Raw genomic sequence first — 20,293 nt, 5'->3', positions numbered from 1 at the left:
CTTTCAAAACTTATTCAGGCCGGTAGCCGTACACGCCGCCATTGCGGGTGACGACGACGACCGTGTTGCCGGCAAGGACCGGCGTGGCAGCGATGGCCGAACCATCGGTGGTCACGCGGTTGAGCGGCGAACCGTCTTCGCGCGACAAAAAGTGGACCAGGCCCGTGCTGTCGCCGACTACGACCGAGCGGCCGACCGAGAGGGGTGCTGTCAGATCGCGGTACTTCAGACGCTCGCTGACCCATCCGCGTTCGCCATCGGCACGACGCCAGGCCATCACGTTACCGTTCGATTCGGTGCCGTAGACGAAGCGATCGTCACCGCTGAGGCCTTCGGCGCCGGACGCTGGCTTGCTCCAGATGAGCGTGCCGCGCTGCGAATCGACGCAGCCCACGCTGGCGTAGTACGCACGCGCGCAGACGGTATCGCCAACCCGGCTCACGGTGCCGGTCAGGTCGACCAGGCGCTCCACGTCGTTGGTGCCGCGCGGCGCCGCGATCGGCGATTCCCAGCGCGACGAACCGTTGTTCGGATTGAGGCCGACGAGTCGCCCACCCACGCCGGTCACCAGGGTGTCGCCGACAGCGACCAGCACGCCGGGCTTCTTCAGCACGAGGTTTTCTGCGGTGCGCTGTTGCGACCAGAGACGGCGACCGGTTTGCCCATCCCACGCGCTGGTGGTGCGATCAGCGGCTTGCACGAACACCCTACGTCCCGCGACCAGCGGTGCTGTGTATGACTCGGCACTGAGGCGCTGCTTCCAGAGCACCTTGCCGTTTTCGAGCGCAACGAGTTCGTTGTTCCGAGTGACGACCGCGACGATAGTGCCGTCGCTGCCGACACCGGCCGTAAGAGGTGCACCGGCATTGCCACGCCAGGCTTCCTTGCCGGAACGCGAGTCGAGCATGACGACGGTGCCATCGGCACTGGCCACGACCAGCATGTCGCCGCTGACATCGGTCTGCAGCGGGAAGGTCACTGCCGGCAGTTTGGCGGTCCAGGCCTGGCGCACGCCGAGCACGGCGACGTTGGCCGGGAGTTCGGCCGGCTTCGGCTTGTCAGTGCTGGAGCAGGCAGCGAGCACGGCGATCGAGACGATCGCCGCACCTGCTCGCAGAGCGTGCTTCAGGGGCACGAGGCGCTTCAAATTCATGATGTGGTTTTGGCTGGGGTAACAGTGATGGTCGGCGCCAGGGTCTTCGGATCAACGCCGACGGCATTCAGCTTGATTTCGATCAGGCGGCGATAGTCACCACGACCTTCGAAGCCGGTCCAGGCTTTGCGGTATTCGGTCTTCGCTTCTTCACGCTTGCCCTGGGCCAGATAGATGTCGCCTTTGCGATCCGCCACCAGGGGCTCGAATTCTTTGGGCATGCCGCCGGAGAGCTGCTTCAACGCGTCGTCGTAGGCCTTGCTGTCGAGCAACTCGGCCGACAGGCGCAGCTTGGCGATGGCTTGGTAGCCGGGGTCTACCGCTTTGTCAGCGACCCATGCGAGGGCGGCGCGCGAAGCTTCATCGTTACCCTTTTCATGCAGCGTCTTGGCCGCGAGCAGCCCCGCTTGCTGGGCATAGGCGGTGCCTGCGAATTTCTCTTTCATGTCCGCCAGCGCGCGCTCGATGCGCGCCGTGTCGCCGGCCTGTGCGCCACGTTCCAGCTCGTCATAGAGAGCAGCGGCCTGAGCAGCTTTGGTGCGCTGCAAGTACTGCCAGCCGTTCCACGCCATGAATGCGCCAGCCGCAATCAGCACGACCCAGGTGATGAGGCTGCCGTAGGTGGTCCAGAAATGCTTGAGCTGGTCGAGCTGTTCCTGTTCTTCGAGATCGAGTGGAGTTGCCATGCGCTGTCAGATGTAGAGAGCCCGAGATTGTAGGGTGGCGGCCCAGGTGGCCACCTCGGCGAGCGGTCGTGCGGTCTGGGCACCGCTGCCATCTCGTAGCGCTTTGACCATGACTTCGCCGCGGGTCAGCTCGTCGGCACCGAAGATCAGCGCGTACAAAGCGCCGCTGGCATCGGCCTTCTTGAACTGCGACTTGAAGCTGCCGAAGCCATCGGCCGTGCCGGCATGCATCTGCACGGCAACGCCGGCCGCGCGCAGTTGCTGCAGCACCGGCATGGCTTGCGCGAGCGCTGCCGCATCCGGGATCACCGCATAAGCGTCTGGCACTGGCAAAGTGGTCGCACTGGCCTGCTCCTTCAGCAGTTCTAGCACGCGTTCAAGCCCCATGCCCCATCCCACGGCGGGCGTCGGCTTGCCACCGAGCACTTCGAACAGGCCATCGTAGCGACCGCCGCCGCACAGGGTTCCCTGCGCGCCGAGTTCAGAGGTGATGAACTCGAACACCGTGTGACTGTAGTAATCCAGACCGCGCACCAGGCGGGGGTTAATCGTCCATTCGACGCCGCAAGCGGTCAACAGGGACTGCACGGTTTCGAGATGGCGGCGCGACGCGTCGCCCAGATAGTCCAGCAGGCGCGGCGCTGCCTCGACCAGCGGCTGCATCGCCGCGTTCTTGGTGTCCAGGATGCGCAGCGGATTGGTCTCGAGGCGACGCTGCGCGTCGGCGTCGAGCATGTCGGCGTTCTGCCGAAAGTGGGTGATGAGCGCCGCGCGATGCGCCTGACGTTCCACCGGCACACCAAGGCTATTGAGTTCGACACGGATGTTGCACAGCCCGATCGTCTGGAACAGCTGGTGCGCCAGCAGCATCAGCTCGGCATCGACCTCCGGGCCCGAGAAGCCCAGTGCCTCCGCGCCGAGTTGGTAGAACTGGCGGTAGCGCCCGCGCTGCGGTCGCTCGTGCCGGAACATCGGGCCGGTGTACCAGAGCCGCTTGCCGCCGTCGTAGGTCAGGTTGTGCTCGATGGCCGCACGCGCGACACCGGGCGTGTTCTCGGGCCGCAGCGTGAGCTGCTCGCCGTTGAGCCGGTCTTCGAAGGAATACATTTCCTTCTCGACGATGTCGGTGGTTTGCCCAGTGCCGCGCACGAAGAGCGCCGTGGGCTCGACGATCGGCGTGCGGATATTGCGATAGGCATAGCGCCCCATAAGTTCGCGCACCGTCTGCTCGAGCGCCTCCCAGCGCGCCGATTCGGGCGGCAATATGTCGTTCATGCCTTTGACGGCATTCAATTTGTCGGCCATGGATTCCGGAAGGTCAGGCGACGACGGCGTGCTCGCCGCCAAAGCGCTTTTCAATGTAGTTTTCGACGAGCTGATGAAACTCGTTGGCGATGTTGTCGCCGCGCAGTGTGAGTGCCTTTTCGCCGTCGATAAAAACGGGTGCGGCAGGTGCCTCGCCGTTGCCCGGCAAGCTGATGCCGATGTCCGCGTGCTTGCTTTCGCCGGGCCCATTGACGATGCAGCCCATCACCGCCACCTTCATGGTTTCGACGCCCGGGTACTTGGTGCGCCACACCGGCATCTGCGCGCGAAGGTAGTCGTCGATTTGCTTGGCGAGTTCCTGGAACGTGGTGCTGGTGGTGCGACCGCAACCGGGACACGCGGTCACGCTCGGCACGAACATGCGCAGGCCCAGTGCCTGCAGGATCTCGTTGGCGATCACGACCTCTTGGGTGCGTGCTTCGCCGGGTTGCGGCGTGAGCGACACGCGGATGGTGTCGCCGATGCCCTCTTGCAGCAGGATCGACAAGGCCGTAGCAGAAGCCACGGTGCCCTTGGTACCCATGCCTGCTTCGGTCAGGCCCAAATGCAGCGGATAGTCGCAACGCTTTGCCAGTTCGCGGTAGACCGATATCAGGTCTTGCACACCGCTGACCTTGCAACTCAGGATGACCTGATTGCCGTCCATGCCCATCGATTCAGCGAGCTTGGCCGAATCGATGGCCGAAGTGATGAGTGCTTCGTACATGACCTGCTTCGCGTCCCAGGGCGCAGCACGCTGGCTGTTGATGTCCATCAAGCCCGACAGCAGCTCCTGGTCGAGGCTGCCCCAGTTCACGCCGATGCGCACTGGCTTGTTCCAGCGCATCGCGGCATCGATCATCTGACCGAACTGGCGATCATGCTTGTCGCCCTTGCCAACGTTGCCGGGGTTGATGCGGTACTTGCTGAGCGCTTCGGCGCAGGCCGGATAGTCGGTGAGCAGACGGTGCCCGTTGTAGTGGAAGTCTCCGATCAACGGCACGTCGATGCCCATGCGGTCGAGCTGCTCGCGGATGTACGGAACCTGGGCCGCCGCCTCGGGCGTGTTGACCGTGATGCGGACCATCTCGGAGCCCGCGATCGCGAGTTCCTTGACTTGGATCGCGGTACCGATGGCATCGACCGTGTCGGTGTTGGTCATTGACTGCACGCGCACCGGTGCGTCGCCGCCAACCGTGACCGTGCGCGCGCCCCACGTCACCGTCGCCTGACGCGAACGCCGCGCCTTGGGCGCCGCTGACTCGATCGGAAAGCAATCGTTCATGATTTCACCTCGAAGCGTGCAACGCCGCCGCCCTTGGTCACAGGGCCCAAATCGAAAGCCTTGCCACGCACTTTCACATCGATGCCGGACGCGCGGCCGACGACGACGGTCAGCGGCAGACTGCCGGTGACCGAAACAGTCTCTCCGGTCTGGACGGTGCGGCGCAGCACCTGCTTGCCGTCGCCTTCAGTCACGGTCACCCAGGAGTCCGCGCGGGCGACGAAAACCAGGATGTCGCTGCCTGCAGCGACGGCTGCAGTCGTCGCGGTAGTACTGCCGACAGCACCGACTTGCGCTCCCGGGGACCCGACAGGGGCGGTGGTCGCAGGCGTCGCGGGCTGCACCGTCGCCGGCATGGCGGGCTCGACCACGGTGCCGGGTGCGCTTGCGGAGACGGGAGCCGATTCGGTCTCGGCGGGAGTTTCGGCCGCACTGCGCGACGTGATGCGCGCGAAGGCCGAGCTCACCTGGTCGAATGCGGACTGGGGAAGCCAGAACAACGCAGCGGCACCGATGAGCAAGAGCGCGACGACCGCAAGCAACGCGCCAGAAGGCAACAAATTCGAGCCTCGTCCCGATCGCGGCGCACCGGATCGGAAGCTACTGCTGATGGTGCGGTCGGCGTCGGCGAGCGCGGCGCGAGGCGAGCCGGGCATCTTCGCCAGTACCTTGACCGGATCGATCTTGAGCGCTCGCGCGACGCTGGCGGCAAGTGCGCGAGCGAAAGCCGGATCGGGCAAGGAGTCGATGTCATCGTCTTCGAGGGCCTGCAGCTTTTGCGCTGGCACCTTCAGCGCCGCAGCCACGACTTCGATGTGCAGGCCATGGGCTTCGCGCGCCTCGCGCAGCATGTCGCCAGCGCTCATGTTCGTGCTGTCGCCGACCACCAGCGGCGCCCCTTGCGAAGCGCCGAACTCACTGGCGCGTTCAATCATTGAAATTTCCGCGTTCGTACGCAATGGCCTCCCGCGACTGAGAGAAGCGGCGCTGCAACTGGCTGGCGAGTTGGGCCAGTGCTTCGCGATTATTCAGGCGGCGTTCGATCTTGATGCCGAGCCAGAGTGATTCGGCATTGGCGGACGGGCTGTTGTTGACGCGCCGGATGTAGAACTGGGCGCGTGTCATGTCGTCGCGCTGGAACAGCAAGGTGGCCAGATTGAAGCCGATCACCGGGTTGCCGGGATCGATTTCATAAGCCTGCGTGAGGCTGCGCTCGGCATCGGCACGGTCGCCTGCCTTGATCTGGCACACGCCCTGCGTCATGAGCGTCTTGGCACGATCGGGGTAGCCCGGAATTGCCAGAGCCTGCCCAAACTGCTGCATGGCATCGCCGTTGCGGCCTTGCTGACACAGCAGCCAGCCGTAGTTGTGCAGCGTGTTTGGTTCGCGCGGATTGAGCGCGATGGCGCGGCGGAAGCTGTCTTCGGCCAGGCCGGCGTCGTCGAGCCGCATGTAGACGAGGCCGCGCAAGTTGTAGGCCTCCGAGTAGGTCGGGTCGGCCGTCAGGGATTGCTTGATTTCGTCGAGCGCCACCGTGGTCTGCCCGGCTTCGAAGTAGCCGATGGCGAGTTCAAGCCGCAGGCGGGCTCGCTTGCGGCCATTGCCTTCGTCGGAGTCGGTCAGCAACTGCGCGCCATTGCCGGCCGTGCTCGCCACCGCGCCGGTGCCCTTGTTGGCGCATCCGGCCAGCGCGATGCCGGTGACCAGGCAAAGAAGGAGGCGCGCCAACAGCGGTTGCGCGAACGAACGCGTCATCGAAAAAGCCATGCTCATCGCTTCAGTGCTCCTGAATGTTCGGTGTGTTCGAAGTCGTCGACATCTTCGCGGTGTTCGAACTGGGCCGCGCCTCGCGGACCGGGTGCAAAACGATGGTTCGGCCCGAGGTGGAGGCGGCACCACTCGCACGCCGTTCGGCCATGCGCTCGACAGCCCGCGTGCGGTCTTTGACATCGCCAGCCAGCTGTCCGCATGCCGCGTCGATGTCGTCACCGCGCGTCTTGCGGATGGTCGTCACCAGCCCGGCTGCACTAAGCGTCTTCGCAAAAGCCAGCACTCGGGCCTGCGGCGACCGCAGCAAACCAGACGCGGGAAACGGGTTGAAAGGAATCAAATTGAACTTGCACGAAATGCCGTGCTGGCGAACCAGCGCGACCAGTTGCTCGGCATGCTCGGGTTGATCGTTGACGCCGTCGAGCATGCAGTACTCGAAGGTGATGAAGTCGCGCGGCGCGTGCGCCAGATAGCGCTTGCATGCTTCGAGCAATTCGACGATCGGGTACTTGCGGTTCAGCGGCACCAGGTCGTCGCGCAGTGCGTCGGTCGGCGCATGAAGCGACACCGCAAGCGCGACCGGACAGTCGGTACCGAGCCGGTCGATCATCGGCACCACGCCAGAGGTTGAGACGGTGACACGGCGACGAGACAAGCCGTAGGCGTTGTCGTCAAGCATCGTGCGAAGGGCCGGAACCAGCGCGGTGTAGTTCTGCAGCGGCTCGCCCATGCCCATCATCACGACGTTCGAGATGACACGGCCTTCCTGGCCCGGATCGCGCTTCAAATGTTTGCGCAAAAAATGCTCGGCAAACCAAAGCTGCGCAACGATTTCGCCGGTCGTCAGATTGCGGCTGAAGCCTTGGTGGCCGGTCGAACAAAAGCGGCAGCCGACGGCGCACCCCGCCTGGGAAGACACGCACAAAGTGCCGCGATCGTCTTCGGGAATGAACACCGCCTCGACCGCATTGCCGTCGCCCACGTCGAACAGCCACTTGATGGTGCCGTCGGCGGACTCGTGCTGCGTGGTGACCGGGAGCGCTTCGATGCGCGCGGTGGTCGCCAGCTTTTCGCGCAGCGACTTCGCGAGATCGGTCATCTGCGAAAAGTCGCTGGCGCCGCGCTGATGGATCCAGCGGAAAAGCTGGGTCGCGCGGAAACGTTTTTCACCCAGCCGCTCGCAGAACGCGGCCAACCCCTCCAGATCGAACTCGAGAAGGTTGGCGGTCGTCATTGCGTCAGTCGGGCAGGCACCTCAACGTGCGTAGACGTTGAGGCCGGCGAAGAAGAAAGCGATTTCGTTCTTAGCGGTTTCAGGTGCGTCGGAGCCGTGCACTGCATTGGCATCGATGCTGTCGGCGAAGTCGGCGCGGATGGTGCCGGCAGCTGCCTTCTTGGGATCGGTCGCGCCCATCAGGTCGCGGTTCTTGGCAATGGCGTCTTCGCCTTCGAGCGCTTGCACGAACACCGGGCCGGAAATCATGAATTCGACCAAGTCCTTGAAGAACGGGCGTGCGCTGTGCACGGCATAGAACTGCTCGGCTTCATTGCGCGACAGATGCACGAGCTTCGCAGCGACGACCTTGAGGCCGGCGGCTTCGAAGCGAGAAACGATCTTGCCGATGACGTTCTTGGCGACGGCGTCAGGCTTGATGATGGAGAGAGTGCGTTCGATGGCCATTTTGAGATGCTTCCTGCTTGATTTTGAGACGATTCGTCAGCGCCGCACCCAATCGGTTGCCGCCTTGACAAAGCCTCTGATTTTAACCGGCCGGGCCGAACGACCCATGACCGATCCATGAAAAACCGCGGGGCGGCGGTGCTTTCAGCGACCGCGACGGCGACCCCCGCCTGCATTGCCGCCACCACCGCCACCGCCATAGCCGCCACCCGATCCACCGCCGCGCCGCGGCGCCTGGCGTTGCTCCTTGCGCTGCCTTGAAAAGCTGTCGGCGCCGATGTAGCCGACCGACGTCTTCATCGGATCGGGCTGATTGGCACCGCTCGGCGGACGGTCTTCGCCCTTGAAGCCGGGCTGACTGTCGCCGCGGTTGTTTCCACCGCCGCCGCCCTGGCCACCACGGCGAGGACCGCCGGGCGGCCCGCCATTTCCGCCACCACCGCCTCCGCCACCACCGCCTCGATTGGCGCCGCGTCCGCGGTCGCCACGCGGCGCTTGCCCGTCGCCGAGCGGACTAGGGATCGGGGCTTCACGCGAGTCGTCGCGCGGACCGCCGGCGTTGCGATCATTTCGGTTGCCGCGACGGTTCTTGTTCCGGTTGTTGCGACCGCCACCTTCAGGGCCCGGACCACGCGGACCTTGACCCTGTCCTTGCCCGAAGCCGGGCCGTGGCGCGCGCTCGGCACCGCCGGCACCGCCGCCTGCGGCGTCGAACAGCGAGCGAATATCTTTCTCGTCGAGCTCCATCCACGCGCCCCGCTTCAGGCCGCGCGGCAGCAGCATGGCGCCGTAACGAATGCGGATCAATCGGCTGACCGCGTGGCCGACAGATTCGAACAGCCGACGCACTTCCCGGTTGCGGCCTTCTGAAATCGTAACGCGGTACCAAAGGTTGGAGCCTTCGCCGCCGCCGTCTTCGATGCTGCCGAACTGCGCCATGCCGTCGTCCAAGCGCACGCCTTCGAGCAGCTTCTGGCGCTCTTCCTTGTTGATCGCACCGAGCACGCGCACCGCGTACTCGCGCTCCAGGCCGAAGCGCGGATGCATCAGCTGATTCGCCAGCTCGCCAGAACTCGTGAAAAGCAACAGACCTTCGGTATTCAGATCGAGCCGCCCGACCGACTGCCACTTGCCTTGTTGCAGACGCGGCAGCTTGCGGAACACCGTCGGACGGTTTTGTGGATCGTCGTGCGTCACCACTTCACCGATCGGCTTGTGGTAAGCGATGACGCGCGCCGGCGGTGGCGCGATGCGATAGCGGATCGGCTTGCCGTTGATCTTGACCTGATCGCCGTGCTGAATACGCTGGCCGATATGCGCGGGCTCGGCGTTGACAGAGATCCGACCTTGCAGGATCAGCGCTTCCATCTCAAGACGCGAACCAAGGCCAGCCTGGGCCAACACCTTGTGCAGCTTGGGCGAATCCGCTTCAGGTAGCAGCACGCGCTTGAGCGCCGGCACCTCGGGGCTGTCTTCGTCGGCGTCGAACTGGCCTGAGACGACGTCGGCAAAGCGGATCGGCTGCGGCGGCGGTGCATTGCGCTGCTCCCGGTCAGCAGCCTTGCGGGCGCGATCGAGGTCGTCGTCTTCATCGTCGTCCTCGTCTTCTTCTTCGTCGTCGTCCTGATCGAAGTCCTCGTTGCGCGCGGGGGGCTCGGGCTGGCCGACGGCTGGCCCGGCGGTTACAGCGGCCACGATTGCGGGCGGCGCTGCGGCGTCCGAGGCCATGTCCGCAACAGACGGCAAGGCGTCCGACTGTGACGGCCCGATTTTCGCCGGGGTCTCGTCTGCGATCGGCTCCGCCGACTCCACGGCCTTCGGCCGACGCGGACGGCGTTTCTTCGGCGGTGGATCGGCCTGATCAATGTCAGCAAGCACAGCGGGCTTCGCGCCCACTTCGTCTTCAGCGGCAGGACCGGCCGGCAGCATCGCCGCGTCGTCGGAGTCGGAGGGGCTCATGGTGCAGTTCCGGAAGGGGCAGCGGTGGTGTCGACAGGCTCGGCTGCGGCATCGACGGGGGGGATGGTTGAGACGTGTGCTTCGGCTTCGACGGCAACTTCAACTGCGACTTCTGCAGCCGGCTCGTCCATCGGCAACGAGGCCTGGTCGGACTCGCCGAGTTGCTCCAGCGCATCGACCAAAGAGCCTTGCTGCATCGGCGAGCCGATCACCGGCAACTGATCGAGCGACTCGAGCCCGAGGTCGTCGAGAAACTGGCGCGTGGTGGCAAAGAGCGCCGGGCGCCCGACTGTTTCGCGATGCCCGATCACCTCGACCCAGTTGCGGTCTTCGAGCTGCTTCAGGATCAGCGAGTTGATGGTGACGCCGCGGATGTCTTCCATGTCGCCGCGCGTGACAGGCTGGCGGTAGGCAATGATGGCCAGGGTTTCGAGCACGGCACGCGTGTAGCGTGGCGGCTTCTCGGGATGCAACCGGTCGAGGTGGTCGCGCATCTCCGGCCGGCTCTGAAAGCGCCAGCCGGAGCCGACGCTCACGAGCTCCAGGCCGCGTTGCGCCCAGTCTTCCTGCAATTCGACGAGCAGCGTCTTGATGGTGTCGGCACCGAGTTCGTCGCCGAACAGCACGCGAAGGTCGCGAACCGGCAGCGGCTGGGCCGAACAGATCAATGCGGTTTCGAGAATGCGCTTGGCATCCGCCGTATTCATGGTTCGCGTTATCCGGGAAAAGGCGCTTTGGGGGCGCTTCGTTTCATTGGGATGGAAAGTGGCGCTGCCGGCACGCGGGCGTTGGCAGCGCAGGGCCGGATCATTGCCCGGCGAGACCCTGAGGGCCGTCACGCTCGATTGTAGTCCAGCCCCCAGGCTAGCAAGCCTGCGGCCAGATCGGCAGGCACCGGCGCATTGAACGACATCGGCTCCTGTGTCATCGGGTGCACGAAAGCCAGCCGGAACGCATGCAATGCCTGCCGCGAAAGCCCCGCTGCTGCCGCGCCGCCATACAGCGTGTCGCCCACCAGCGGATGCCCAAGAGACGCCATATGCACGCGGATCTGATGTGTGCGGCCGGTTTCCAGCGTGCAACGCACGCTGCAGCCATGCGCATTGCTGTCGAGCCGCTCGACCAGCGTGCGCGCCGCCTTGCCTGGATGCCGTTCCAGATCGACGATGGCCATCCGGAGACGGTTGCGCGGGTCGCGGCCGATCGGCGCATCGACCTGCCGCGCCGCACCGCCTTCCCACGGCTTGTGCCCCATCGCGAGGTACTGGCGCTTGACCTCGCGCGCGGCGATCAGCTCGACCAGCGCATCCATCGTGGCGCGCGTACGAGCGACCATCATCAGGCCGCTCGTGTCCTTGTCGAGCCGGTGCACGATGCCGGCTCGCGGCAGCAGAACCGCTTTGGGATCGAGCGCCAGCAAGCCGTTCAAGAGGGTGCCGCTCCAGTTGCCTGGCGCCGGATGCACCACCAAACCAGCGGGCTTGTTGATGACGCGCAGATGCTCGTCTTCGAACACGACGTCGATCGTCATCGCCTCGGGTCGAAAGGCCTGGCTCTGCGGTGTCGGCCGCAACTCGATCTGGCCGGCCTGGCCCGCGCGGACCGTCGTCGACGTCTTGGTCACCGTCCGATTTTGCAGGGTCACCAGTCCGCCGTCGATCATTTGCTGTAAATAGCTGCGCGAGAACTCGGGCACCAGCGTTGCCAAAGCTCGATCGAGCCGCTGCCCGTGCTCGTCTACGCCGATCGTGAAGGCACGCAATTCGCTCGCTTCGGCGATGTCAGCCAGGTCGCCTGGCTCGCTCGGGTCGCCGCCCTCCTCTGACGCCGATGCGCTAGGGAGATTGACGAAGGGGTCGGTCGATATAATTGAAGGCAACTGTTTCACGAAAGCCGTATGTGATGTTTCGCGCCAAATTATCGATGGTCCCCGCGTGGCTCGCGCTTTGCGCCGCAGCGTGGCTTGTCGCCGGCTGCTCGTCCACCAAAGAAGACAAGACCGCCAACTGGAGCCCGAACAAGATTTACTCAGAAGCCAAGGACGAGGCCGATGGCGGCTCGTACGACAAGGCCATCCCGTTGTACGAAAAGCTCGAGGGCCGCGCCGCGGGCACCCCGCTAGCGCAGCAAGCAGAACTGGACAAGGCCTACGCGCAATACAAGTCCGGCGAAAGGCCGGCAGCCATCGCCACCGTCGATCGCTTTATCAAGCTCCATCCGGCAAGCCCCGCACTCGACTACGCGTTCTACCTCAAAGGCGTGATCAACTTCAACGACGACCTCGGCCTGTTCTCTTTTGCAACCCGTCAAGACTTGTCCGAGCGCGACCAGAAGGCCGCCAAGGAATCGTTCCAGGCCTTCAAGGAACTGGTAACGCGCTTCCCGGCATCGCGCTACACGCCCGACGCCCGCCAGCGCATGAATTACATCGTGAATTCGCTCGCGCAATACGAAGTTCACGTAGCCCGCTACTACTACCAGCGCGGTGCCTACCTGGCCGCCATCAACCGTGCACAGCTGGCACTGGCTGACTACCGCGAGGTGCCGGCGCTTGAAGAGGCGCTCTACATCATGGTGAAGTCGTACGAGGCCCTCGGTATGAAGGAGCTGCGCGACGACGCGCAGCGCGTGCTGGCCACCAATTATCCGAAGAGCGAGTTCATGGCGACGGGGTTCCGGAAGAACGACGACCCGTGGTGGAAGGTCTGGTAACCCGGATCGACTGGATCGAGACCAACTGCCGCCGGCCTGTCGGTACCGATACGCTGAATCCCTAGGCTCGGAGTTCGGATAACGCCGCATCGAACTCTTCAGCGCTTTCGAGACGCCGCATCGGCGGCAGCGCGGCAACAAGGCGGCGACCGTAGCCCATGGTGGCGAGACGGGCATCGCAGATCACAAGCACGCCGCGATCGGATTCGCGCCGGATCAACCGACCGGCACCCTGTTTGAGCGCCACGGCCGCCTCGGGCAATGAATAGTCGCCGAATGCGTTGCGACCCTGGGCCTCGAGCCGTTGCGAGCGGGCTTCGACCAGTGGATCGTTCGGCGGCGGAAACGGCAGCTTGTCGATCACGACCAGCTGCAGTACATCACCCGGTGCATCGAAACCCTCCCAGAATGACGCCGACGCGACCAGCACGCAGCCTGCGCGACCGGCACCGGCGCCTTCCCTGAAGCGCTCCATCAGCACGCGCTTAGGCAACTCGCCTTGCGCCAACACTTCGGGACGGGTCGACGGATCGATTGGCTCAAGTTCGAGCCGCAGCGTGTCTGCGATGGTTCGCAGTGCGCGCAAGGTCGTCGTCAGTACCAACGTTCTTCCGCCCAGCGCCGCCGCACCGCGGGCTGCGAGGCGGGCCACTTCGGCACCGTGCGCCGGATCGGCCGGCTTCGGAAAAGTGCGCGGCACGTAGAGAGCTGCCTGACGCGCGTAGTCGAACGGACTTTGAACGCGCAACACTTCGGCAGACTCCAGACCGCACGGCTCGGTGAACCAGCGCAGCTTGGGGTCGTCGCCCAGAGTGGCCGAAGTGAAGACCCATGCACGGCCTCGTTCGCCGCCCTCCTTAGGCTTGGCGGCGCCAGCCCTATCCACAGCACAGGAGCCATCCATTGCTTCGTCGGCTTCTCGGGCGCTAACCTGCTCGATCTTCAGAACCCGTCCACGCATGGCCTCGGCGATATCGAGTGGCGACTCGACCAGTCGCAGCTGTGTGCCGACATCCAGCCAGCGCACGGAGTCGGTCGGACAGGGCGTCGCGAAGCGTGCAGCGCGCTCGGCAAGCTGCCCGGCGCGGTCATACAAGCGGACGAAGTCGGGGGCGATTTCGCTGACCGTGGCCAGATTCTCGGCAGCATCTTCGAATGCGTGCTGCAGCATGTCAAGCGCGGCCTGCCACCCTTCGGCTGGCACGGTGTCTGGCGACGGACCCGCCCAGCGCAATTTGGTCCCTGGCCATTGCTTTCCGACCACCAGCCTAAGCTCGCGCGCTGCGCGCTCCAGTGCTGCGGCGAGTTGCTGCCAGTCGACCAAACCGCGTGCATGTTGCAGCCCGGCAGCCAGCAGGTCACGCGAGAAGTCGAGTGCCTGCCCGCTGCCAAGCTGCGCGCCCAGGAACTGGACGCCGATTTCGTTGAGTTGATGCGCCTCGTCGAACACCACCACCCGCACGCTCGGCAGTAGCTCGGCCATGCCGGATTCGCGCACCGCGAGATCGGCAAAAAAGAGATGGTGGTTGATGACGACCACGTCGGCTGCAAGCGCCTCGCGCCTCGCCAGGTTCACATGGCACGGTTTGAATTGCGGGCACTGCGCGCCGAGGCAGTTCTCGCGCGTCGACGTCACCAATGGAATAAGCGGCGAACGTTCGTCGAGACCCGGTAGCTCGGCAAGATCACCGGTGCGCGTCGACTTGGACCACTGCTCGATCTTTGCCAGCGTGCGCACGGTGCCGCGCTCGGGCAGCGATGCGTCATGCCGCGCCAGATCGAGCCGGTGCAGGCACACGTAGCTGCCGCGCCCTTTAAGAAGAGCCGTGCGAACGGGCAGGCCGAGCGCTTCAACCAGGCGCGGCAGATCGCGGCCGAACAACTGGTCTTGCAACGTCTTGGTGGCGGTCGACAGCAGCACACGCTCACCGCTCAGCAGTGCCGGTACGAGGTAGGAAAAGGTCTTGCCGACACCGGTGCCCGCCTCGACGACCAGCACGCCGCCACGCTCGATAGTGCGGGCAACGGCGAGCGCCATCTGCGTTTGTCCGTCGCGTTCGCGAAACTGTTCGGCGGCACGCGACAACACACCGTCATGCGCGAACGCGTCGCGCACCTCCGACTCGAGTGCGCCCATCAGGCAGGCTCTTGTGGCGCGATGTCCCGAGCGACGCGGTCGATCCTGTCGCGCAATGCAAGCCGACGCTTCTTCAGTCGACGCAGCAACAGGTCGTCCTGCGGCGGCGCCACCTCGACGAGGCGATCGATGGTGGCGTCAAGATCGGCGTGCTCGATGCGCAGGTCGATCAGCTGGCGAGAAAGGGAGTGAAGATTGGTGTCCAACGGAGTAAATGCGGACCGGGTCAGGCGGGCTCCAGCGGCCGCGGTGCATGATCGCCCGATAATACGTCCACACATCTCCTCTGCACCCATGATTCGAGGTTTCCGACTCGCTGCCGCCACTGGTCTCCACAAGGGAGACCGGCCGTATCAACAAGACCAGGTTTTGATGCTGTCGCACGCCCGTACGCCGGGTTGCGTGCTGGGAGTCATCGCCGATGGCATGGGCGGTCGCAGCGGCGGCCGCAAGGCATCCGACCAGGTGATGATGACGGCGCGCCAGCTCTTTGCGCGCTACCGTCCGGAGCACGACGAACCCGGCAGCATCCTGCGACGCCTGCTCGACGACGCGCACACGGTCATCAAGCTGACAGCGCTGTCAAGTGAGCAGGAACCTCACAGCACAGTGGCCGCGTTCTTGATGAACCCGCACGGCGACTGTGCCTGGATTCATGCGGGCGATTCGCGCATCTATCATTTCCAGCGCGGCCGGCTTATCAAGCGCACGCGGGATCACTCGTATGTTCAGGTGCTGATCGACCGTGGCGAGATCACCGAGCAAGAAGCCAACATTCACCCTCAGGGCAACATCCTGCTCGGCTGCCTCGGCATGACGGCCACGCCGCCGCCGATCGAAACCCATTTCATTCCGCAACTGCAACCCGGCGACGTGCTGATGGCCTGCAGCGACGGCTTGTGGCACTACTTCACCCCGGAAGAAATGGGTGCGGTGCTGTCGGAGCAGTCGCCGCGCGAAGCGGTCGAACTGCTGGTAGACGAAGCCCGCAAGCGGGCGCGTGGCACGGGCGACAACCTGTCGCTGGCGGTACTCAAGCTCGAGCCTCTGCCAAAGTAATCACCGGGCCGGCTGCGGTCCGGCCAAGGTGGCGCGCCCGCCTCGGGCTTGTGACGATCAGGGCGGCGGCGGCAGCGATGCCGAGCGCGGCTTGGTGCGGTCGGCATTGCGCTTCTCGACCTCGGCACGGTGTGCCTCGGCCTTCCTTGCCTTGTCGTCGAACTGCTGCTGTTCGACCGGCGCCTGCGCACGCGACTTGGCAGTCTTCGCCAGATGCTCGGCGTTCGCTTTTTGCCTGTTCTCGAATTGCCCGCGCTTGGCGGCTTCGCCCGCAACGGCAGCCTCGCGACCGGTTGTGTGATCGGCCGCCCGTTGCTCGCGGTCAGCCTGTGACTTGAGTGCTTTGTCGCGTTGCTCACCGGCCTCTTGCGCGCGCTGCGGTGCAGACTTGTCGTCGAGCCGGTCAAGGGCGGCAGCACCGCGACGCTTGCGCTCGGCATCGTTGATGATCGCTTCTTGCCGCTTGATGTTGTCCAGAGCATCGCGCTTGCCCCTGCGACTGTCTTCGAGACAACTCTCGACCGCGAACTTCTTGAAGCAGGCAAACCGCTCCTCCTCGAACTTCTTGTCGACAGCGGCGCGCTCGGCAGTGAGTCGTGAGCGCTCTGCCGCCATGTCGGTGTTGCCGGCCGTCGCGACCGACTGCGCCCAAAGCGGCGAAGACGCAACCGCGGCAGCCGCCATCAAAAGCGAGGTGAACATCTTCTTCATGTGAGTCCGGTATCGACATTGCGCCGCTCGAGCGCTAAAAATTCGGCCGACTGCATCTCGTTGAGCCGCGAGACCGTGCGTGGAAACTCGTGCGCCAGCGGGCCTTCGCTGTACAACGCCTCGGGCGCGACCTGTGCCGACATGATGAGCTTGACCCGTCGATCGTAGAACACGTCGACCAGCCAGGTGAAACGACGTGCTTCAGAGGCCCGGCTCACCGACATCTGCGGCACGTCCGACAACAGCACCGTATGGAACTGCGCTGCGATCTCAAGGTAGTCGTTTTGCGAGCGCGGTCCGCCGCACAACGTCTTGAAGTCGAACCACACCACGCCGCCGGCGCGCCGCCTCGCATGGATTTCGCGCGACTCGATGTGGAGCACCGGGTTGTCGTCGGGCGTTTCCGCCAACCGATTGAAAGCGTCCCGCATTTCCTGATCGGCGGCAGCCCCGTTGGGCGTGAGGTACATGCGCAGCTGGTGCAGGGTGCGGGTCCGGTAGTCGGTGCCGTTGTCGACACCGATGACTTCCAGCTGCTCCTTCAACAATTCGATGGCCGGAAGAATTCGATCGCGGTGCAAGCCGTTCGGGTACAGGTCGTCCGGCTTGAAATTGGAAGTCGTGACAAAACCGACGCCGTTGTTGAACAGCGCGGCGAGCAGCCGATGCAGGATCATGGCGTCGGTGATGTCCGCCACATGGAACTCGTCGAAACAAATCAGCTTGTAGCGCTTGGACATGCGCAGGCCGAGCTCGTCCAGCGGATTGACCGTGCCCTGCAGGTCGGCCAGCTCGCGGTGCACTTCGCGCATGAACTCGTGAAAGTGCAGGCGCGTCTTGCGCCGCAGCGGCACGGCGTTGAAGAACAGGTCCATCAAGAACGACTTGCCGCGACCGACGCCGCCGTACATGTAGACGCCGCGCGGAATCTCCGGCCGGTTGATGAACTTCTTGAGCGCGTTCGAGCGTTGCGCCTTGTAATCGGCCCACTCGTTGACGCAGCGATCCAGAGCCTCCACGGCACGCAGTTGCGCCGGGTCGCTATGGAAGCCCCGCTTTGCGAGCTCCGCCTCGTAAGCCTGCTTGACGCTCAAGAGATCAGAAGTTGAGCGTGCGTTTTTCGACCGCCAGCGCCGCTTCCTTCGTGGCTTCCGACAGCGACGGATGCGCGTGGCAGATGCGCGCGATGTCTTCGCTGCTCGCCTTGAACTCCATCGCGACAACAGCTTCGGAGATCAGCTCGCTCACTTGCGGCCCGACCATGTGCACGCCGAGGATCTCGTCGGTGGTCGCATCCGCAAGGAACTTGACCATGCCGGTGGTGTCGCCCAGCGCACGTGCGCGGCCGTTCGCCAGGAACGGGAAGGTGCCGGCTTTGTAAGCCCGGCCCTCTGCCTTGAGCTGTTGCTCGGTTTGCCCGACCCACGCAATTTCCGGATGCGTGTAGATAACCCACGGGACGGTGTTGAAGTTGACGTGCCCATGCTGGCCGGCAATGCGCTCGGCCACGGCCACGCCCTCTTCTTCGGCCTTGTGCGCCAGCATCGGGCCGCGCACGACGTCGCCGATCGCCCAGACGTTCGGCAGGTTGGTCTTGCACTCGCCGTCGACCACCACCGCACCGCGCTCGTCGAGCTTGAGGCCGACTGCTTCAGGGTTGAGGCCGATGGTGTTGGCGACGCGGCCGATCGAGATGATCAGCTTGTCGACGTCGAGCGTCTGCGCTTCGCCCTTGGCGTTGGTCCAGGCGATGGAAACGCCTTTCTTGCCAGTCTTGATCTCACCGACCTTGACGCCGAGTTCGATTTTCAAGCCCTGCTTGTCGAACGCCTTCTTCGCTTCCTTGGCAATCTGTTCGTCGACCGCGCCGAGGAACGTCGGCAGGCCTTCCAGCACCGTGACTTCTGCGCCCAGGCGGCGCCATACGGAACCCATCTCCAGACCGATCACGCCGGCACCGATCAGCGCCAACTTCTTCGGCACCGCGCCGACACGCAAGGCGCCGTCGTTCGACAAGATATTCTCTTCATCGAACGGCGCACCCGGCAGAGCGCGGGCGTTGGAGCCTGTCGCCACGACGATGTGCTTGCCGCTGATGGCTTCTTCGCCTGCTGCGCCGACGACCTTGAGCTCGTATCCGGTTTCATCGGTCTTGACGAACGACGCGCGACCATGGAACGAGGTGATCTTGTTCTTCTTGAACAGGTATGTGATGCCGTCGTTGTTCTGCTTCACGACGTGGTCCTTGCGGGCCATCATCTTGCCGATATCGAGTGAGAGGCCCGACACGTTGATGCCATGGTCGGCAAAGGTATGGCCGGCCTGCTCGTAGTGCTCCGACGACTGCAGCAGCGCCTTGGAAGGAATGCAGCCCATGTTGGTACAGGTGCCACCCAGCGCCGGGCCACCCTGTGCGTTTTTCCACTCGTCGACGCAGGCGACGTTGAATCCGAGTTGCGCCGCACGAATCGCGGCGATGTAGCCGCCGGGGCCGCCACCGACCACGATCACGTCGAACTGTTTGTTTGCCATCTGTGTCTTCGCCTCAGATGTCGAACAAGAGGCGCGACGGATCTTCCAGCGCTTCCTTCATCGCGACCAGGCCCAGCACGGCCTCACGGCCGTCGATGATGCGGTGGTCGTAGCTCATGGCGAGGTAGTTCATTGGGCGGATGACGATCTGCCCGTTCTCGACCACCGCGCGGTCCTTGGTGGCGTGTACGCCCAGGATGGCCGACTGCGGCGGGTTGATGATCGGCGTCGACAGCATGGAACCGAAGGTGCCGCCGTTGCTGATCGAGAAGGTGCCACCGGTCATTTCTTCGATGCCCAGCTTGCCGTCCTTGGCCTTCTGACCGTACTCGGCGATCTTCTTCTCGATGTCCGCAAAGCTCATCTGGTCGGCGTTGCGCAAGATCGGCACCACCAGACCGCGCGGTGAACCGACGGCGATGCCGATGTCGAAGTAGCCGTGGTAGAGGATGTCGTTGCCGTCGACCGACGCGTTGATGACCGGGTACTTCTTGAGCGCGTGCACTGCCGCCTTCACGAAGAAGCTCATGAAGCCGATCTTGACGCCGTGCTCCTTGCTGAATGCATCCTGGAACTTCTTGCGCATCTCCATGACCGGGGCCATGTTGACTTCGTTGAAGGTCGTGAGGATGGCGTTGGTCGATTGCGATTGCAGCAAGCGCTCGGCGATGCGGGCGCGCAGGCGGCTCATCGGCACGCGCTGCTCCGGGCGGTCGCCCAGGTCAGGAGCGGCGGTCGGCGATGCGACCTGCGTCAGCAACGGCTTGGCGGCGGGGGCCGGAGCGGCGGCGGGTGCCGGCGCCTTGGCTGCAGTGGTGCCCGAGGCGACGGCGCCGAGCACGTCGCCCTTGGTCACGCGGCCGTCCTTGCCGGAGCCGGCCACGTCGCTGGTCTTCAGGTTGTTGTCGGCCAGCAACTTTGCTGCGGCTGGCATGGCGACATCGGACTTCGAGCCGCCCATCACGGCGGCTGCAGCAGCGGCAGGCGCGGGTGCAGCAACCGCCGGAGCGGGCGCGGCCTCAGGCGCAGCGGCCGCGGCGCCTGCCTTGCCTTCTGTGTCGATCCGCGCGATCAATTGCTCTGCGAGGACGGTGGCGCCATCGGGTTGCAAGATTTCCACCAGCACGCCCGCCGACGGCGCGGGCACTTCGAGCACGACCTTGTCGGTCTCGATCTCGATCAGGATTTCATCGACGGCAACGGCATCACCGGCTTTTTTCTTCCAGGTGAGCATGGTGGCTTCAGACACCGATTCGGACAGCTGGGGGACTTTGACTTCTACGATGGACATTTTGAATTTTCG

The 20,293-nt window shown here is 64.5% G+C and carries 19 protein-coding genes; 2 read left to right on the top strand and 17 right to left on the bottom strand.

Annotated elements, in window-relative coordinates:
- Positions 1–10 precede the first annotated feature (10 nt).
- The 11 genes from bamB to RCH10_RS09150 all read right to left on the bottom strand — a co-directional run bounded on the left by bamB (position 11) and on the right by RCH10_RS09150 (position 11,718).
- Positions 11–1,153 carry an outer membrane protein assembly factor BamB gene (bamB, locus tag RCH10_RS09200; protein WP_409052121.1) on the bottom strand — a complete coding sequence of 381 codons (1,143 nt, stop codon included), beginning with the start codon at positions 1,151–1,153 and terminating at the stop codon, positions 11–13.
- Positions 1,150–1,839, bottom strand: coding sequence for a tetratricopeptide repeat protein (locus RCH10_RS09195; RefSeq protein WP_323496447.1), 690 nt, complete (start codon positions 1,837–1,839; stop codon positions 1,150–1,152). The genes bamB and RCH10_RS09195 overlap by 4 nt, the downstream gene beginning before the upstream one ends.
- Before the next feature lie 6 nt (positions 1,840–1,845).
- The gene (gene hisS / locus RCH10_RS09190; protein WP_409052120.1) at positions 1,846–3,144 is read right to left on the bottom strand and encodes a histidine--tRNA ligase; all 1,299 of its coding nucleotides are present in this window, start codon (positions 3,142–3,144) and stop codon (positions 1,846–1,848) included.
- 13 nt (positions 3,145–3,157) lie between these two features.
- Positions 3,158–4,429, bottom strand: coding sequence for a flavodoxin-dependent (E)-4-hydroxy-3-methylbut-2-enyl-diphosphate synthase (gene ispG / locus RCH10_RS09185; RefSeq protein WP_409052119.1), 1,272 nt, complete (start codon positions 4,427–4,429; stop codon positions 3,158–3,160).
- Positions 4,426–5,364, bottom strand: a complete 939-nt coding sequence (locus RCH10_RS09180) for a helix-turn-helix domain-containing protein (RefSeq protein WP_409052118.1) — start codon at positions 5,362–5,364, stop codon at positions 4,426–4,428. Before RCH10_RS09180 ends, ispG begins: the two co-directional genes overlap by 4 nt.
- Positions 5,357–6,202, bottom strand: a complete 846-nt coding sequence (gene pilW, locus RCH10_RS09175; RefSeq protein WP_323501742.1) for a type IV pilus biogenesis/stability protein PilW — start codon at positions 6,200–6,202, stop codon at positions 5,357–5,359. The genes RCH10_RS09180 and pilW overlap by 8 nt, the downstream gene beginning before the upstream one ends.
- A gap of 4 nt (positions 6,203–6,206) precedes the next feature.
- Positions 6,207–7,433, bottom strand: coding sequence for a 23S rRNA (adenine(2503)-C(2))-methyltransferase RlmN (gene rlmN, locus RCH10_RS09170; RefSeq protein ID WP_261802416.1), 1,227 nt, complete (start codon positions 7,431–7,433; stop codon positions 6,207–6,209).
- 21 nt (positions 7,434–7,454) lie between these two features.
- Entirely contained in the window at positions 7,455–7,880 is a 426-nt protein-coding gene (gene ndk, locus RCH10_RS09165) for a nucleoside-diphosphate kinase (protein ID WP_187052455.1), read from the bottom strand.
- A 144-nt stretch (positions 7,881–8,024) separates the two neighbouring features.
- A complete protein-coding gene (locus tag RCH10_RS09160) occupies positions 8,025–9,839 on the bottom strand; it encodes a pseudouridine synthase (RefSeq protein ID WP_409052117.1) in 1,815 nt (604 codons plus the stop codon).
- Positions 9,836–10,546, bottom strand: a complete 711-nt coding sequence (gene scpB / locus RCH10_RS09155) for an SMC-Scp complex subunit ScpB (RefSeq protein ID WP_323496438.1) — start codon at positions 10,544–10,546, stop codon at positions 9,836–9,838. The genes RCH10_RS09160 and scpB overlap by 4 nt, the downstream gene beginning before the upstream one ends.
- Before the next feature lie 128 nt (positions 10,547–10,674).
- Positions 10,675–11,718: an RluA family pseudouridine synthase gene (locus RCH10_RS09150; RefSeq protein ID WP_409052230.1), complete on the bottom strand. Its 1,044-nt coding sequence runs from the start codon at positions 11,716–11,718 to the stop codon at positions 10,675–10,677.
- A 23-nt stretch (positions 11,719–11,741) separates the two neighbouring features.
- Between RCH10_RS09150 and RCH10_RS09145 the strand changes: the two genes are divergently transcribed.
- Positions 11,742–12,551 carry an outer membrane protein assembly factor BamD gene (locus RCH10_RS09145; protein ID WP_187052458.1) on the top strand — a complete coding sequence of 270 codons (810 nt, stop codon included), beginning with the start codon at positions 11,742–11,744 and terminating at the stop codon, positions 12,549–12,551.
- Positions 12,552–12,612: 61 nt separating this feature from the next.
- On the opposite strand, the gene RCH10_RS09140 is transcribed toward RCH10_RS09145, so the two are convergent.
- Both RCH10_RS09140 and RCH10_RS09135 read right to left on the bottom strand, forming a co-directional pair.
- Positions 12,613–14,688: an ATP-dependent DNA helicase gene (locus RCH10_RS09140; RefSeq protein ID WP_409052116.1), complete on the bottom strand. Its 2,076-nt coding sequence runs from the start codon at positions 14,686–14,688 to the stop codon at positions 12,613–12,615.
- The gene (locus RCH10_RS09135; protein ID WP_187052459.1) at positions 14,688–14,894 is read right to left on the bottom strand and encodes a DUF465 domain-containing protein; all 207 of its coding nucleotides are present in this window, start codon (positions 14,892–14,894) and stop codon (positions 14,688–14,690) included. Before RCH10_RS09135 ends, RCH10_RS09140 begins: the two co-directional genes overlap by 1 nt.
- A gap of 88 nt (positions 14,895–14,982) precedes the next feature.
- Between RCH10_RS09135 and RCH10_RS09130 the strand changes: the two genes are divergently transcribed.
- The gene (locus tag RCH10_RS09130; RefSeq protein ID WP_409052115.1) at positions 14,983–15,747 is read left to right on the top strand and encodes a PP2C family protein-serine/threonine phosphatase; all 765 of its coding nucleotides are present in this window, start codon (positions 14,983–14,985) and stop codon (positions 15,745–15,747) included.
- A gap of 57 nt (positions 15,748–15,804) precedes the next feature.
- Here RCH10_RS09130 and RCH10_RS09125 read toward each other — a convergent pair whose 3' ends face one another.
- Genes RCH10_RS09125 through odhB form a run of 4 tightly spaced genes read right to left on the bottom strand, consistent with a single transcriptional unit; the run spans position 15,805 to position 20,281 of the window.
- Positions 15,805–16,458: a hypothetical protein gene (locus RCH10_RS09125; RefSeq protein ID WP_409052114.1), complete on the bottom strand. Its 654-nt coding sequence runs from the start codon at positions 16,456–16,458 to the stop codon at positions 15,805–15,807.
- Positions 16,455–17,552 (bottom strand): cell division protein ZapE, encoded by a 1,098-nt coding sequence (zapE, locus tag RCH10_RS09120; RefSeq protein ID WP_409052113.1) that lies wholly within the window; start codon positions 17,550–17,552, stop codon positions 16,455–16,457. The genes RCH10_RS09125 and zapE overlap by 4 nt, the downstream gene beginning before the upstream one ends.
- 4 nt (positions 17,553–17,556) lie before the next feature.
- Complete coding sequence (gene lpdA, locus RCH10_RS09115; protein WP_409052112.1) at positions 17,557–18,990, bottom strand: dihydrolipoyl dehydrogenase; 1,434 nt, start codon at positions 18,988–18,990, stop codon at positions 17,557–17,559.
- 13 nt (positions 18,991–19,003) lie between these two features.
- Positions 19,004–20,281 carry a 2-oxoglutarate dehydrogenase complex dihydrolipoyllysine-residue succinyltransferase gene (odhB, locus tag RCH10_RS09110; RefSeq protein ID WP_323496434.1) on the bottom strand — a complete coding sequence of 426 codons (1,278 nt, stop codon included), beginning with the start codon at positions 20,279–20,281 and terminating at the stop codon, positions 19,004–19,006.
- Positions 20,282–20,293 lie beyond the last annotated feature (12 nt).

Source organism: Variovorax sp. GrIS 2.14, from assembly GCF_046115955.1.
GTDB lineage: Bacteria > Pseudomonadota > Gammaproteobacteria > Burkholderiales > Burkholderiaceae_C > Variovorax.
This window is presented reverse-complemented; position numbering and strand designations above follow the sequence as displayed.

Bases quoted from the DNA above. Each gene is read 5' to 3' on its own strand.
- bamB (WP_409052121.1), bottom strand. From the start codon at position 1,153: ATGAATTTGAAGCGCCTCGTGCCCCTGAAGCACGCTCTGCGAGCAGGT.
- RCH10_RS09195 (WP_323496447.1), bottom strand. From the start codon at position 1,839: ATGGCAACTCCACTCGATCTCGAAGAACAGGAACAGCTCGACCAGCTC.
- hisS (WP_409052120.1), bottom strand. From the start codon at position 3,144: ATGGCCGACAAATTGAATGCCGTCAAAGGCATGAACGACATATTGCCG.
- ispG (WP_409052119.1), bottom strand. From the start codon at position 4,429: ATGAACGATTGCTTTCCGATCGAGTCAGCGGCGCCCAAGGCGCGGCGT.
- RCH10_RS09180 (WP_409052118.1), bottom strand. From the start codon at position 5,364: ATGATTGAACGCGCCAGTGAGTTCGGCGCTTCGCAAGGGGCGCCGCTG.
- pilW (WP_323501742.1), bottom strand. From the start codon at position 6,202: ATGAGCATGGCTTTTTCGATGACGCGTTCGTTCGCGCAACCGCTGTTG.
- rlmN (WP_261802416.1), bottom strand. From the start codon at position 7,433: ATGACGACCGCCAACCTTCTCGAGTTCGATCTGGAGGGGTTGGCCGCG.
- ndk (WP_187052455.1), bottom strand. From the start codon at position 7,880: ATGGCCATCGAACGCACTCTCTCCATCATCAAGCCTGACGCCGTCGCC.
- RCH10_RS09160 (WP_409052117.1), bottom strand. From the start codon at position 9,839: ATGAGCCCCTCCGACTCCGACGACGCGGCGATGCTGCCGGCCGGTCCT.
- scpB (WP_323496438.1), bottom strand. From the start codon at position 10,546: ATGAATACGGCGGATGCCAAGCGCATTCTCGAAACCGCATTGATCTGT.
- RCH10_RS09145 (WP_187052458.1), top strand. From the start codon at position 11,742: ATGTTTCGCGCCAAATTATCGATGGTCCCCGCGTGGCTCGCGCTTTGC.
- RCH10_RS09140 (WP_409052116.1), bottom strand. From the start codon at position 14,688: ATGGGCGCACTCGAGTCGGAGGTGCGCGACGCGTTCGCGCATGACGGT.
- RCH10_RS09130 (WP_409052115.1), top strand. From the start codon at position 14,983: ATGATTCGAGGTTTCCGACTCGCTGCCGCCACTGGTCTCCACAAGGGA.
- RCH10_RS09125 (WP_409052114.1), bottom strand. From the start codon at position 16,458: ATGAAGAAGATGTTCACCTCGCTTTTGATGGCGGCTGCCGCGGTTGCG.
- lpdA (WP_409052112.1), bottom strand. From the start codon at position 18,990: ATGGCAAACAAACAGTTCGACGTGATCGTGGTCGGTGGCGGCCCCGGC.
- odhB (WP_323496434.1), bottom strand. From the start codon at position 20,281: ATGTCCATCGTAGAAGTCAAAGTCCCCCAGCTGTCCGAATCGGTGTCT.